This is a genomic window from Desulfogranum mediterraneum DSM 13871 (assembly GCF_000429965.1).
Taxonomy (GTDB): Bacteria; Desulfobacterota; Desulfobulbia; order Desulfobulbales; family Desulfobulbaceae; genus Desulfogranum; species Desulfogranum mediterraneum.
This window is the reverse complement of record NZ_KE387009.1, coordinates 28,436-42,415: the sequence shown is the minus strand read 5'-3', so window position 1 is coordinate 42,415 and position 13,980 is coordinate 28,436. Positions and strand designations below refer to the sequence as shown.

At 53.8% G+C, this 13,980-nt stretch carries 12 protein-coding genes; 6 read left to right on the top strand and 6 right to left on the bottom strand.

What is annotated here, in order from left to right:
* Positions 1-237, bottom strand: a 237-nt coding sequence (locus tag G494_RS0120930; RefSeq protein WP_028586078.1) for a hypothetical protein, incomplete at its 3' end; no start/stop codon positions are given.
* A gap of 544 nt (positions 238-781) precedes the next feature.
* On the opposite strand from G494_RS0120930, the gene G494_RS0120920 reads away from it, so the two are divergent.
* Positions 782-1,729, top strand: coding sequence for a helix-turn-helix domain-containing protein (locus G494_RS0120920; RefSeq protein WP_028586076.1), 948 nt, complete (start codon positions 782-784; stop codon positions 1,727-1,729).
* A 48-nt stretch (positions 1,730-1,777) separates the two neighbouring features.
* Here the strand turns inward: G494_RS0120920 and G494_RS0120915 are convergent, their stop codons facing one another.
* From G494_RS0120915 to G494_RS0120895, 4 genes are all read right to left on the bottom strand, one after another.
* Complete coding sequence (locus G494_RS0120915) at positions 1,778-2,953, bottom strand: M20 metallopeptidase family protein (protein ID WP_051305942.1); 1,176 nt, start codon at positions 2,951-2,953, stop codon at positions 1,778-1,780.
* A 32-nt stretch (positions 2,954-2,985) separates the two neighbouring features.
* Entirely contained in the window at positions 2,986-4,443 is a 1,458-nt protein-coding gene (locus tag G494_RS0120910) for a sodium:solute symporter family protein (RefSeq protein WP_035247955.1), read from the bottom strand.
* On the bottom strand, positions 4,440-4,724 hold the full coding sequence (locus G494_RS0120905; RefSeq protein WP_153305985.1) for a hypothetical protein: 285 nt from the start codon (positions 4,722-4,724) through the stop codon (positions 4,440-4,442). Before G494_RS0120905 ends, G494_RS0120910 begins: the two co-directional genes overlap by 4 nt.
* Positions 4,725-5,083: 359 nt before the next feature.
* Complete coding sequence (locus G494_RS0120895; RefSeq protein ID WP_028586072.1) at positions 5,084-5,326, bottom strand: hypothetical protein; 243 nt, start codon at positions 5,324-5,326, stop codon at positions 5,084-5,086.
* A gap of 1,368 nt (positions 5,327-6,694) precedes the next feature.
* On the opposite strand from G494_RS0120895, the gene G494_RS27090 reads away from it, so the two are divergent.
* From G494_RS27090 to G494_RS0120865, 5 genes are all read left to right on the top strand, one after another.
* Positions 6,695-6,859, top strand: a complete 165-nt coding sequence (locus G494_RS27090) for a hypothetical protein (protein ID WP_153305984.1) — start codon at positions 6,695-6,697, stop codon at positions 6,857-6,859.
* On the top strand, positions 6,856-8,829 hold the full coding sequence (locus G494_RS25910; RefSeq protein WP_084457188.1) for an ABC transporter substrate-binding protein: 1,974 nt from the start codon (positions 6,856-6,858) through the stop codon (positions 8,827-8,829). Before G494_RS27090 ends, G494_RS25910 begins: the two co-directional genes overlap by 4 nt.
* 12 nt (positions 8,830-8,841) lie before the next feature.
* Positions 8,842-11,169 (top strand): ATP-binding protein, encoded by a 2,328-nt coding sequence (locus G494_RS24850; protein WP_051305941.1) that lies wholly within the window; start codon positions 8,842-8,844, stop codon positions 11,167-11,169.
* 526 nt (positions 11,170-11,695) lie between these two features.
* A complete protein-coding gene (locus G494_RS0120870) occupies positions 11,696-12,922 on the top strand; it encodes a hypothetical protein (protein ID WP_028586069.1) in 1,227 nt (408 codons plus the stop codon).
* A 37-nt stretch (positions 12,923-12,959) separates the two neighbouring features.
* The gene (locus tag G494_RS0120865; RefSeq protein WP_263577278.1) at positions 12,960-13,352 is read left to right on the top strand and encodes a rhodanese-related (seleno)protein; all 393 of its coding nucleotides are present in this window, start codon (positions 12,960-12,962) and stop codon (positions 13,350-13,352) included.
* A gap of 67 nt (positions 13,353-13,419) precedes the next feature.
* On the opposite strand, the gene G494_RS24845 is transcribed toward G494_RS0120865, so the two are convergent.
* Complete coding sequence (locus G494_RS24845) at positions 13,420-13,863, bottom strand: response regulator transcription factor (RefSeq protein WP_051305940.1); 444 nt, start codon at positions 13,861-13,863, stop codon at positions 13,420-13,422.
* Positions 13,864-13,980: the final 117 nt, after the last annotated feature.

Genomic DNA, 13,980 nt, shown 5'->3' with positions numbered 1-13,980 from the left:
CAGCTGAAGGGCATGGCAGCTGATGGTCTGGCTGGTTCTGGGGGCATTCATGGCTCCATCGATGCACGCTTCTACCGCCATGCCCTTCTCTACCTGTACGTCATGCCCGCGGAGGCTGGCATCCAGGTGTTTAGAGTAAGCCTTCAGGATATGGTTCCAGGCCGGCTCTGACAGGTCGCTGTACACCGCGGTGCAGAGTGGCCCCTTCTCCCCCTGCCTGCCAAGATCCCGAGCCAAGGGGGACTCCTGCTTCCGCAGAGACTGGATTCCCGCCTGCGCGGGAATGACAGCCAAAAATGGAATGAAGAGAGGGGAGGACCTCCGCTGCTCATGCCTTGGGAGATCCGGATAGAACCATCTTTCAAAGTACCCTGTATCATTGACTTCTTTGCGGTTGCCAGGCTCGTGAGTTCTGCTGAAGGGGTGTGAGGAAGGCCTTGCATCCCGGGATTGATAAGGGAATCATCGACCAGCCTATTTTTTTAAAGTATGATCAGAAGCTAATCACGAGGGAATGCAGCAAGCTGCATCGTAAGGAGGGGCGTCATGCCAGGGGCAGGAGCAGGGTCCCGGGCGAGGTGGTGGCAGGAAGATCGTTATGGTGTCCAGGCGGGTCGGCAGCTGTCTGGCCGATGCTCTTTCTGGTCGTCTGATTGCCTGATTACAGCTGGGACGGTAGTGCCCGGAAAACGGGTGCAGAGCCTCTAGCCTCTAGCCTCTAGGGCTGAGTTGTCCCTCCTCTAACCAGCGAACTATACCTTGGGAAAACGATACTCCTTCCATGACCACTCGACAGGAAAAAAAGGCCGCCTACATCCGCGATGTTGTTGCCAAGAGCATGATTCCCAGGAATCAGATTGCCAATATTTCGGGATTGACCAACACCTATATCCGGGACCTGGAACAGGGGAACATCGCCAATGTCAGCCGGGATAAGCTGCTGAAGTTTGCAACAGCCGTGGGCCTGGATCTTGAGGCCATAGATGAACTGCTGACGATTTTTGACCGCTCCAAACTCAATCCCGATGATATCCCTGCCTTTATTGAAAATGCCAAAAAACAGAAACCATCCAACAGTGTGCATGCGGCCCGGGATTTTTTCGGTTACGAGCTGCTCCTCCTGGCCACAGAGAGCCTGCCCGGCCCCAAAACCATCAATACCAATCACCCCACCGTGATCCTCCAGCCCGAGGAACTCAGGTTTGCCTTTCTGGAAAGGAGTGCCCACCGGCTTCACCCCATTCACAACGAGTTAAGGCGGGCCATCGCCAGAGAACGAAAGCAGAACCTGATCCGCCAGCTCGGCAAGTATGTGATGCACCACTATATCAGCAAGAGGGCCCTTGATGACTATGTGCTCTCCTGCACAGATCAGAGGGAGCGGCAGCTCAAGATCCGGCATCTTCTCAATATCAGGGAGTTCATAGAGAGCTACCCCAGGTTCAGGTGTTACCTGACTGAGCTGGAAACGGGTTTCAACTGTCTGTTAAAGCATGCAAGGACCGAAGGCGAGGCGGAACGGGTCTTTTTCTATACCCATGACATGTCGTTGTTGCAGGGGCGGCTCAACGGTCAGATCATCGGCTTTTACACCGCTGGCAAGGTTATCATTGACCAGTTTAAGAAGGATGTGGGGATCGTGGAAAGCGGGGTCCTGGAGGCGTACCGTGAGCCAGCCGATCTGGCCCTATACCTGACCAGGCTGATCGAGAGGGCTTCGCTGCAGTGAGCTGAAAAACTGCCCCGGGATGGAGGCTCCCGGGGCAGGCTGAGGAGTTTAGCGGAGCAGGGTCAAGGCCATCTCAGCGAAGAGCTCCACCCCGGTAAGCAGCACCTCCTCATCAAAGTCAAAGCTGCTGTTATGCAGGGGCGCGCACCCGGGGCGGCCGGTTCCCAGAAAGATAAAGCAACCCTTGGTCTTTTCCAGGTAAAAGGACATGTCCTCCCCTCCCATGGTGGGCTCGGGGCTTGTAACATGCTCCTCCCCAACCACCCGGATCGCGCACTGTCCGGCCAGTTCAGCCATCTCGGCGTCATTGAGTGTCGGCGGGTATCCCGGCTGGTAGTTCAGGGAATATTCGGCCCCCATGGACTCGCAGATCCCTTTGATGATCTGCTCCATCCGTTGGGGCCATGAGACCCAGATGTCCCGGTCAAAGGTCCGGGTGGTGCCCTGCAGTTGGACCGTATCCGGTATGATATTATAGCTGCTGCCCCCATGGATACTGCCGATGGTAACCACCGTTGGGCTGATGGGGCTCATCTGGCGGCTGGTAATGCGCTGGAGTCCGTTGATGACCTGGGCGGCCGTGTCAACAGGATCGATGCAGAGGTGAGGCATGGCCCCGTGTCCGCCCTTACCGCTGATGGTCAGCTCAAAGAAGTCCATGGCCGCCATCAGGGGCCCCTCCTTGATCCCGATCTTGCCCTGTTCAAGGGCGGGCCAGAGGTGGGCGCCCAGGGCATAGTCCACCCGGGGATTGTCCAGGACCCCGGCCTCAATCATGGGCTTGGCCCCGCCGGGTCCCTCCTCTGCCGGCTGGAACAGAAACTTGATCCGGCCGTTGAGCCGGTCCTTCATGGTGTTGAGCACCAGGGCCGCGCCCATCACCATGGCCATGTGGCCGTCATGGCCGCAGGCATGCATCAGGCCCTCATGGGTGGATGCCCAGGGCAGGCCGGTCTCCTCCGTCACTGCCAGTGCGTCCATATCCGCCCGGATCATCAGGGTCTTGCCGTCCTTCGCCCCAGGCCCCTCACCCCTCATCAGGCCGGTGAGGCCGTACTGGGCAATGCCTGTTTCCAGTTCAAGCCCCAGTTTGCTGAGTTGCTCCTCGACAAAGGCGCTGGTCCTGCGTTCGCTGAAGGCGGTTTCCGGGATCCGGTGCAGGGCGTGGCGGTACTCGAAAATGGTCGATCTGTAGCTCTCAACAGTGGATTTCAGTACACTCATAGCTCTATCCTCTTCCTTGCCCATGGAGCTGGTTACAATTCCACATACTGGCGGACATGGGCTCTATCCATGGGCCTGGTCAGGTAGGAAACCGCGACCAGTACCAGGATATTCAAGAAGAGTCCCTGGAGGCCGGGGTGGATACCGGCGAACTTGGGAATCACCTTGAGGACGATCAGGTAGTTAAAGGTGACACCGGTAATAACACCGCAGATGGCACCTGCCTTGGTGGCCCTGGGCCAGAAAAAGGTGGCCGCGGTCAGGGGCAGCAGCTGGACAATGGAGCCGTAGGAGCCGAGCAGCAGGGAAACCAGGGTCTGGCCGCCGAATACGGCCACCAGGTAGGAGATCAGGCCAAATCCCAGGACCGACACCCGAATCCAGAGGGTGGCAGCGGCCTCGCTCTGGGGCTCTTTTTTCAGCGCCTGGACCAGGTCCTGGGCAAAGATGGACCCGGCTGCATGGGTGATCGTGTCCTGGGTGGACATGGCGGCAGCCAGGGCTGCGGCCAGGACCATGCCGATGGCCACCGGGCCGAAGTGCATGTTGGCAAACATCCAGGGCAGGATGCGGTCCGGTGCTCCCAGGACCTCGGGGTCCACCTGCATGATCCCTGCAAAACCGATGAACAGCACCGGCACCAGGAAGATGGCAAAGGTGGGATACCAGACGATGGTCCGTTTGAGGGTGCGTTCACTTTCCGCGGTATAGGCCTTCATGAAGAGATGGGGCCACATCGAGAATCCCAGCACCGAGACCAGCACGGCCGTGGCATATTCCACGTATCCCATCTTGGTGCCCGGTCCCACCAGCAGGTGGGTGGGCATCTTTTCGGCGATCAGGGTAAACATGTTGGTGGGACCGTCATAGAGGGAGTAGGCAAAGTAGAGCCCCAGCACCCAGGCCGTGACCACCATGAACACCCCCTGGAACACATTGGTCCAGGCCACGGCGCGGACCCCTCCGAAAAAGACATAGGCCACCACAACGATATAGGCGATGGCTGCACCGGCCCAGAAGGGAATCCGGCCCCCGGAGGCAATCTCAAAGACATAGGCGCTGCCCTTCATCTGCAGGGTGATATACTGGATAAAGGCCAGGATGGAGACCGCGGCCACGATGGCGGACAGGGCCTTGGACTGAAAGCGGCCGGCAAAGAGCTGGGCCTGGGTCACGTAGTTGAATTTTTTTCCGGCCCGGGCCGCACGTGGACCCCAGATCCACCAGGGCACCAGGCCCAGGGCGCAGTATCCCATGATAAAAAAGGAAGCCGCCCCCTTGGAGTAGGCCCAGCCGGGGCCGCCAAGGTAGGCAAAGGCGGAAAAAATAGCCCCGCCCATCAGGAAGTAGAGCACCACAAAGCCCAGGCTGGAGTTGGCGGTAATATATTCCTTCACCGAGCTCTCCCTGCCCCGTCCGGCAAAGGAGCCGATACAGAAGACAATGGCCAGATAGGCGACGATAACGGCCATGGTGATCATCCAGTTCATCGCTGCTCTCCTGTCTGTGGTGCCTCTTTGGGCTCCAGTAGATACATGGCTGCCAGGGCGACAAACTCAAGGACAATCAGGATCACCACCGTGAACATCCCAAAGGGCATACCCAGGACGATCGGCTCAACACTGTTGGCCACCAGCCAATAGCAGGCCTGGCCAAGGATGATCAGGCTGAGCACGGTGAAAAAAAACATGGCCTTTCGCCTTTCCCCCGGAGGCGTACCCTCCTTGAAAATCACGATCCCATAGTCGTTTTTTTGCGTACGGTTCATCATCTCTCCCCCTGTATCTGTTTTCAAACAAAAGAGCGGTAGTACCGGCAATCGGTATTAAATGCATTTAATATTTATATTAATATGATTGAATATGTCAAAGAAAAAAAAGCCCATGGCCGTGGAGCCCGGCCGGATCCAGAAAAAAAGCTGCTGTGAGCAGAGGCTGTTCGAGCCCCTGTTGGCTGGTTGAACCCCTCTAGGCTCACAGGCGCTGAGGGTACGGGGAAGGAGGGGGAGGATGATGGGGTGTGGGCAAGGCAGCAGCAAGGAGGAGCACCATTCAGGGATGCGTGTGCCCCCTTGAATGGGGCTCCTACCCGCGTCGATCGCTCGGCGTCGACCTCTGCCCGCTGGAGCCCTTAGCGCGCGGCCAGGGTGGCCTTTATCTCCTCGTAGCTGATGACCTGAATCTCTGTCTCGCTGTTTCTGGACTTCACCCTGACCGGTATTGGCTTGTTGGGGTCCAGGGGTACCATCTGCGGCTCATCTTCATCGATGAACAAGATAATAGCCGGGGCCCTGGTGGTATCCTCCAGTCGAAAGGCCTCCAGGCGGGAGGTCTCTTGGTCGACAATAATGGTATCATCCTGCAGCTCAAACATGGTTCCAGCTCCTTGTTGTGGGGTCTTGGCGCATGGCCTCTATTGGGGGGAGATTGCTCCGATCTTTGGGCGGTCTGTTCTTCCGCATGCAGCCGCCTCCTGATTGAGATTTGAGCAGACTATATAAAAGCCGCCACTCCTAATCCAGCTAAAACTCTGCTTGCCGGTCATTATTTGCTCCGGCTGCCGCTAAGCTTTAACAGGTCTGGAGAAGGGCTGATTGCGGATGTCCTCACAGGAAGGAGTTTATGGTGTTTTACAGTGAGGCTTTGGCCGGAGTCTTCTTCCTCCATCCTGAGCCGTTGCGGCCCTCTGTGGTACCGCTCCATGAGGCTCAGCACCAGTCGGGGTGCATTGGCTCTCTTCCACTCTCCGGCGACATACTTATTTGCTTCAGCCAGGGTTGGCTAGGTATGGATCGTAGTTAAAATCTTATTGAGACCGACCCTGGCACTTCCGGCTCGATAAACCTTGTCCAGGGGACGACGGAGTAATCTGCCTTGAATTTTTTGGGTCTATCCGAATCTCCCGACGGATGAGCTGCCGGGGGGCACTCCCTTCATTCAGCTTCTGCCGTCATGCCCGCGCAGGCGGGCATGACGGCAGAAGCAGGGGCATGACGGCAAAAGAATGGAGTGATAGATCCATAACGAGGGAGGAAAGGGTATCCTTCATCATTTCTACGCCTGAAAGTGCGATTCAGTGTATTTCAAGGCGACCTAAAACGTTCAAGATTTTTTGGATAGCCTGAACAGGCGATCTTACCTCCCAAACTGTTGTCCAGCGGGATGGCTCTTGGGTCCTTTGGGGAGATTCGGATATCGCCATTTTTACGCACCATGCGGAAAAATGTTTTTCCCGGGCTGAATCGGAAGGGCGAACGTCTTTCTCTTGTCAATCAAAGGGTTGCCCCTGCACTTAACTGAGAGGAGGAAATGCGTCAAATGCAATGCCAGGAATCCCGTCAGAGTGGATCGTCGCCAAGGTTCCAGACCGGTCTAGCCCGGAGATGCTCAACCTGGCTCCTGGATGGATATCATCAGAGCAGGCTGGTGCGCCTAAGCGGCTGGTCTGTAAGGTCTTTGGCTTTTTTGGGTCAAGTTGGTCGAAAAAATAGCCAGATGTGGTATTATTGCGTCACGAAATTTGCTGTCTCCACCTTGCCTGATTGTTCTGGCGCCCTCAATCAAAGTATCCTGGACCTCCAGGGGGTTCATGAGTAAGGCCCCGCTATTTTTGATAAGCAGATTCCCCCTCCCTCTACCCTATACAACAAGGACGGGACCTGACTCCTTGCCGATAGTCCCTCATCTTGAAGGTCATTGTGGATGATGTCATGACCTCCTGCGCTGGAATGAGATCCTGAAAATGAATGAAGAGAAGGGAGAGTCCCCCCTGCTCATGCGTTGGGAGATTCGGACAGACCCCATTAAGATCTGCCTTGCCAGGTTCCCTGCAGAGGCGGTGGACAAGGTTCGTGGTCAGGGGAACAAGATCTTGAAAGGCGATGGCCGAGAGGCGGGGCTGCCATGAGACACGTTGCGAAAAGGAAAACCACTTGGGTTGTTTTTGTAATATCTATATCTGAAACAGGAAGCTCTGCTATGAGGCAGGTAGCATTTATTATAGTTGTTTTAGTTTTTGAGCTTGCAGCAGTGTTGGCTGCTGTTGCCCAGACAGATGTACACAAGATTCTCTATGTAGATTCTTATCATGAGGGATACCAGTGGAGTGCTGATATTACAGCTGGTATCCAGTCGATTCTTGGAGACAGAGATGATGTAGCGCTGAAAATATTCAGAATGGATACAAAACGCAATCAATCGGAAGAATTCAAGAAAAGAGCAGCCCTCGAAGCAAGGAGGCTGATTGAGTCATGGCGGCCGGATGTAGTAATCGCTTCGGATGACACTGCGTCCAACTACCTGATAGCTCCTTATTTTAAAGGAAAGGATCTGCCTATTGTTTTCTGCGGCTTGAACTGGGATGCCTCTGTTTATGGTTTTCCGGCAAGTAACGTCACCGGCATGATAGAGGTCGCCCTCTACCAGCCCACCATTGCTGCTCTCAAGAGTTATGCCAAGGGGAGCAGGATTGGTTATCTCGCCTCAGATACATTATCAGAGCGAAAAGAATATCAAAGTATTGTCAAGCTGTTCCCGGCTGATTTCAATCTGCGTTTTGTTACGACATTTAGCGAACTCAAGCAGGAATTTCTCGCTCTCCAGCAGGAATGCGACCTGGTCCTGCTCCAGGAACTTCGTTCCGTTAAAGGGTTTGTCCATGAAGAGATGGTACAATTTGTCAACAAAAATACACTGGTGCCCACAGGGGCCTTGCATAGATTTCTTGGTGAGTATGCATTGCTCACCTACTCCAAGCTAGGAGAGGAGCAGGGGAAATATGCTGCAAAAACTGCATTGAAAATTTTGGCAGGAACTTTGCCGCGGGATATTCCGGTTGTTACCAATAAACAGGCAGAGATATATTTAAATATGATCCTTGCCAGGAAGATTGGTGTTAAGTTTCCAATGGAACTTATAGAAAATGCCCATCTGCTAGGGGAGAGGCGGAAAAAAATATTTTATGTGAACTCGTATCATAAGGGCTACAGGTGGAGTGATGATATTGAAAAAGGCTTGTTAAAGGCTCTCAATATTGTCGCGCGTGCTGACGGTACTTTCGATACTTCTCAAAGTGAAGTGAAATTGAAAGTGTTCAGGATGAACACTAAACTCAATACATCAGAAGAGTTTAAGAGACAGGCCGCCCTTTCGGCGAAACGCCTTATTGATGACTGGCAACCTGATGTTGTCGTGGCAAGCGATGACAATGCGGCGAAATATTTAATAGAGCCGTACTATAAGTATTCCAATATTCCTTTTGTATTCAACGGATTGAATTGGGATGCGAGTGTTTATGGCTTTCCGACGAATAATATCACCGGAATGGTTGAGGTTGCGCCGGTGCTTGAAACGATTGCCATGTTGCGCGACTATGCACAGGGTGAGCGAATAGGGTTTATCGGTTCAAAGAATTTATCATGCGAAAAACAGGTATTTTATCATAAAGGTGCCTTAGGTGTACGCTATGCCGATGGCGAGCTCGTCTCAACATTTGCTGAATGGAAGGCAGCCTATAGCAGATTACAGGATTCGGTTGATATGATTTTGTGGCTTAATCCTATCGGGATAGAGGGCTGGGATGATACCTTGGCAATAGAATTTATACGTGAAACAACCAGAGTGCCAACCGGGGCAATGAATGACAGTGATATACCCTATGCAATGATAGGTAGGGTCAGGATCGCCGAGGAGCAGGGCTGGTGGGCCGGAAAAACAGCCCTTGAAATATTAGAGGGAAGATCTCCGGCAACTATTCCCCTTGCCAGAAATAAGGAGTCGAGGATTCACGTGAATATGCCGCTTGTCAACAGGTTAGGCATTAAGTTGCCTCTGGAGATGCTGGAAAGAGCTATATTTGTCAATGATAAGCTGCAGTAGGAATAGGTATAGATGCAAAGAAGTTCAATAACCGTAAAGCTGTTGTCTCTTGTCATCTGCGCTTTCGTTGTTACCACCGTCAGTGTACTGTTCTTTGCCGACAAACAGCTCACCAGGATCATCGACGAAAGTCAGAGCGCTTTGTATGTTGAAAAAGTAGAGGCGATCTTGACCAATCTGGGCATACGTAATGAGCGCCTCAGGAAAACAGGGCTTGTAGAGGCATATGTTGAGGATTTTAAGCAGTCAGCAATCAAACATCTCCGCCAAAGCTATTACAAGCATACCTCGCAAGACATTTATCCGTTCATTATAGATGCAGACGGCGCGATAGTTATGCACCCTGTTCTTTCCCGGGGTGAACTGTTTTTGGAGCAGATGCATGTTGTTAATACCATGCTGTCTGCAAAAGAAGGGGCTTTTGAGTCTGTCTATCTAGGTCAGGAGAAATGGTATTATTTTAAGCGGTTTGCGCCGTGGGGCTGGGTGGTTGGCTATGCGGTGCCCTTGGAGATCAAATATGCCGATTCCCTTAAATTCCGTAATCTGCTCGTTTCGATTATGGGTGGCATAACCATCTTTGTTGTTCTGGTGCTCTCCTTCATTATTGCTCGATTTACCAAACCGATCACCAGGTTAACCAATGCCGTCACAGCTATGGCGGAAGGCAAGCCGGCTCAGGAAGTTGACCAGGAGAGAAGAGATGAAGTGGGTGCACTGGCGCGCAGTTTTACTCGTATGCAAAAATCCATCCAGCAGACGATTTCTGACTTGGAAAAGGAGATAGCTGTCCGGAGAACCGCAGAGGTAGCCCTGGCCCAGGAAAAAGAACAGCTCAGCGTGACCCTGCGAAGCATTGCCGAGGGGGTCATCACCACTGATATTTCAGGGGATGTTGTCCTGTTGAACAAGGTGGCCGAGGAACTTACCGGCTGGGGCAACGACGAGGCCGCTGGAAGGCCTCTGAAAGATGTCTTTCAGGCGATCGATGAGCAGAGCCGAGAGGTATGTGAGAATCCTGCCGTAAAAGTTATCCGTTCCGGAAACATTGTCGGAGCGGGCGAGCGTGCAGTTCTGGTGGCCAGAGATGGCAGGGAACGGAGCATCGCCAACAGTGGTGCCCCCATTCGAGACGCCAACAGCAACATAATCGGAGTGGTTCTGGTCTTTAGAGATATTACCGAGCAACTGAAAACAGAAAAAGAACTGCTTAAAATCAAGAAGCTGGAATCCATCGGTGTCTTGGCAGGGGGGATAGCCCATGATTTTAATAATATCCTCACCGCTATTTTGGGGAGCATAAGCCTCGCTCTTGTTGATGAAGAGCTGAAGGGCAAAACAAAAAAGCTCCTCTCTAAATCAGAAAAGGCACTGTTTCGAGCCAAAGACTTGACTCAACAGTTACTGACCTTTGCCAAGGGGGGTGAACCCATTCGGCAGATATCTTCCCTTGGCAATGTTATTAAAGATTCAGCCGATTTTGTTCTTCGCGGAAGTAAGGTCGCCTGTAGCTACCATATTCCTGAAGACTTATGGTTGGTAAATGTCGACAAAGGGCAGATCAGCCAAGTTATTCAAAATATAGTACTTAATGCCAGTAATGCCATGCCTGATGGCGGCACGGTCGACATCTCCTGTGAGAATGTCCAGCCTCTCCAGGGGGGAGATCTCCTTTTTCCTCAGAAAAGTCAGATGGTCAAGGTTGTCATAACAGATAGCGGGACAGGTATTTCCAGCGATCTTGTTGATAAAATTTTTGATCCATATTTTTCCACCAAGGCGGAGGGAAGCGGCTTGGGTTTGGCCATAAGTCACTCTATAATCTCTAAACATAACGGTCAGATCTCAGTTGAATCAACCCCTGGTGCAGGTACAGCTTTTACCATATTTCTGCCTGCAACATCCAGTCAGGAGAAGGTAAGACTGGTAGAGGAGAGCGTTAAAGAGTTTGACCACAAGGCCAAGGCCAAAGTCATGGTTATGGATGATGAGGCAATGATCAGAGACGTGGTCGGCTCCATGCTTGCCTCCTTGGGATACGAGGTGGTGCTGGCAGATAACGGAACTGAAGCACTTGAGCTCTACAGGGAACATGGAGACTCAGGAGAGCCGATTGATGTTGCCATCATGGACCTGACCATTCCAGGGGGCATGGGGGGGCAGGATGCGGTGAAAGAGGTGCTGGCTATGGATCCAGAGGCCAGAGTTATAGTCTCCAGTGGATATTCCACTGATCCGATTATGTCAAATTATCAGGACTATGGTTTTTGCGCTGCTGTCATGAAGCCGTTTAAGCTTCAGGAGATTGCAAAAGTCGTTAACCGGGTTCTCGCCTCATAGGGCCAAACTGCCCGCTGAGCGGGCTCCGGTGGCCGGGTCCTGGTGACGGTCCTTCTCCCTTACATTCTTTTCTTCTCCGTCATTCCCGCCTGTGCGGGATTGACAACCAGGAATCAATGACTGAGGGGAGAGAGCCCCTCGCTGCTCATGGGTTGGGAGATTCGGATAAACCTTAGGCCACCTTGAAAAAATTGCTTTTTTTCCCAATCTCGGCGTTGCACCCAAGGTTTTATCCTCGAAATATCAGATACATGCCTGCGGTAAAATTTATCGCGCGCCTTGACCTTGATCGAAAAATCTCATTTTTCAAGGTACCCCTTAATTGGTTGCAGCCAGCTCTTTCTGCTTTACATCTCTTCCGTTGATACACATCACTTACTATATGTCAGCCGCCCTACAGGGGTGAGCTGGGCGAGCCTACTTACCCCTCTGTTTAGCCCTGTGGGACTGCGTCTTCCTGGCCCCTGCTGTCTGGAATGAGTGAATATCTCCCATCCTCCAACTCCTCTTAAGGAGAAAGCCCGCTATGAAGCTGCCGATCCTGGCCCTCAGTGTTCCCCTGGGGATCATGCTCTCCCCGGAGTCCCTGGTCCGACTTGGCAACCTGGCCGGCGGCGGCAGCTTTTCCCATCTGCTGCTTGCGCTTGCTGCCCTGGTGGCAGCCCTTGGTGCAGGGCTTATCCTGCATCCGGGGCTCAGTTCCAGGGGAGAGGGCGCCACCCTGCTGCTCAGCAGAGAGCTGGGGTCGGTGCCGGCCGCCACCCTGCTGCTCAGCAGCAGGATCTCCGTTACCCTGCTGGCCGCAACCGCGGTGCTGGTTACGGCCGGTTATGCCTTTAACGAGATCTTTCTCTACTGGTTTCCCAACTTTGGCTTCGCCTTTCTTCTGCTCTTCTTGGTCCTGGCAGCCAACCTGGCCGGGGAACGCTGGGCCTTGCGCCTGCAGGTGCTGGCTGCGCTGTTGGCGCTGAGCTGCCTCTGTATCCTCCTCTTTCTGGGGGTCTTGGCAGAGGGAGCTCCGCTGGAGGCGCAATCACCGATCAACCCCAGCCCCCATCTTGCCCTGGGTGCCGTGTTGCTCTTCCTGGGTTATGACCTGGTTTCACCTGCTGAGAACGGGCCGAGCAGGGGGGCTGTGCTGGTACTGCTCGGGCTGGTGTTGCTGCTTTTTTCCTGCTGGGCCGGGATTTCGGCCCATTTTGTGGCCTGGTCAAGCCTGGCGGACTCAACCATCCCCCATATCCTGGCCGCGAAAAGGATGCTAGGCCAGCCCGGACGCTACCTCATCGGCACCGTGGTTATCTGCGGGGCCGTGGCCATGGTCAACGGCCTCTTTATCGCCACCACCAGAACCTGGCTGGCATTATCGGCGCAGCAGCTGGTGCCCAGGTTCTTCCAGGGCCGCAACCAGGGCCGATTCTACTGTCTGCTCTCTGCCCTGGTCATCGGGGTGTTGATGATGAGCGGCCTGGCTGGGGAGGAGGAGCTTGAGCTCTATCTTCGCGGGGCCCTGCTCCTCTGGCTGCTGAAGCTTGGGGCCCACTCTCTGGCGGCCTCTCGCCATCTGCGGGGAAGTCATGCGGGCGTCTTCGCCTCCGGTATGGTGGTCAGTTGCCTGTTTTTCGGGATTGTTTTCGGTCTGCTGTTCACCGATCCCAACCGGGTGCAGCTGACCGGCTTTATCCTGCTGACCCTTGCCGGGACAGCTGGGTTTTCATGGTCGTGGCAGCAGGTGGTGAAGCGCTACCTGTAACTTTTTCATTTTTTTTATCAACCAAGGGAGGAGAAGCATGAAACGACTCGTTCTACTTATGATGTTCGGCCTGTTGATCAGCGCGGTAAGCGGTCTGGCCGGCGACGACCTGCGGATCGATAAGGATGGCCTCAAGGCCATGCTCGGCTCACCGGAGCTGGTGGTGCTTGATGTTCGCACCGGCAGGGATTGGAGTTCCAGTGAGTTCAAGATCAAGGGTGCGGTACGGGCAGCGGCCAGGGATTTTGCGACCTGGTCTCAAACCCATACCCCGGATCAGACCCTGGTCCTCTACTGCGCCTGACCCAATGAAGCCACCAGTGCCGGTCTGGTACTGAAGTTACGGGAACAGGGCTTTACCAAGGCCTATGCCCTCAAGGGCGGCTGGCGGGAATGGCAACGCAGTCGCTATCCGATAGAAGAGAGATAGTTTTCTGGCACCACCTTTCACAACTCTCCGGGAGGCAGGATGTCTTGATTGTGGTTACACTCTGTACCTACCCAAGATTCTTCAAATCCTGCGTCCCGTTGATCACAGTCATTCCCTTTTCAAGGTGGCCTAAAGGGTATCCTGAGATCTCATCCAGAATCAGAACCAGGCGAGGAGTGTCTCCGGCCAGGCAGACCTTGTCAATGTAGCCGTCGGCGCCGAGGCTCTGCGCCCGGGCCAGGTAACCCTTGTTGGACATCATGGTGCAGATGATCACCCGTGGCGGATCCGCTTGTTTCTTCAGGGCGGCCAGGAGTTCAAGGCCGTTGAGTGCGGGCATGCGGATATTGGTCAAGACAATGTCCGGCTTATGTTCGTCGGCCTTTTTCAGGGCCTCGACTCCGTCAGCCGCTTCGTCGATGACCCGGTAGCGGCTGCCAGCCAGCGCTTTTTTCAAATCTTGGCGGATAAGGGAGTGGTCGTCAACCAGGAGGATGGTGGAGGGGGGCATAGGAAATCCGAGTGATGAGGGAGATGTTGACTTGTCAAAGCATTTCTTCACTGCTACACTATAGGAGCGGTATCGTCCATCATCCTTTTCTTCCAGGACTTTTTTTTAAAATTGCAG

Coding starts and splice junctions, on each gene's coding strand:
- G494_RS0120920 (WP_028586076.1), top strand. CDS start 782: ATGACCACTCGACAGGAAAAAAAGGCCGCCTACATCCGCGATGTTGTT.
- G494_RS0120915 (WP_051305942.1), bottom strand. CDS start 2,953: ATGAGTGTACTGAAATCCACTGTTGAGAGCTACAGATCGACCATTTTC.
- G494_RS0120910 (WP_035247955.1), bottom strand. CDS start 4,443: ATGAACTGGATGATCACCATGGCCGTTATCGTCGCCTATCTGGCCATT.
- G494_RS0120905 (WP_153305985.1), bottom strand. CDS start 4,724: ATGATGAACCGTACGCAAAAAAACGACTATGGGATCGTGATTTTCAAG.
- G494_RS0120895 (WP_028586072.1), bottom strand. CDS start 5,326: ATGTTTGAGCTGCAGGATGATACCATTATTGTCGACCAAGAGACCTCC.
- G494_RS27090 (WP_153305984.1), top strand. CDS start 6,695: ATGAATGAAGAGAAGGGAGAGTCCCCCCTGCTCATGCGTTGGGAGATT.
- G494_RS25910 (WP_084457188.1), top strand. CDS start 6,856: ATGAGACACGTTGCGAAAAGGAAAACCACTTGGGTTGTTTTTGTAATA.
- G494_RS24850 (WP_051305941.1), top strand. CDS start 8,842: ATGCAAAGAAGTTCAATAACCGTAAAGCTGTTGTCTCTTGTCATCTGC.
- G494_RS0120870 (WP_028586069.1), top strand. CDS start 11,696: ATGAAGCTGCCGATCCTGGCCCTCAGTGTTCCCCTGGGGATCATGCTC.
- G494_RS24845 (WP_051305940.1), bottom strand. CDS start 13,863: ATGCCCCCCTCCACCATCCTCCTGGTTGACGACCACTCCCTTATCCGC.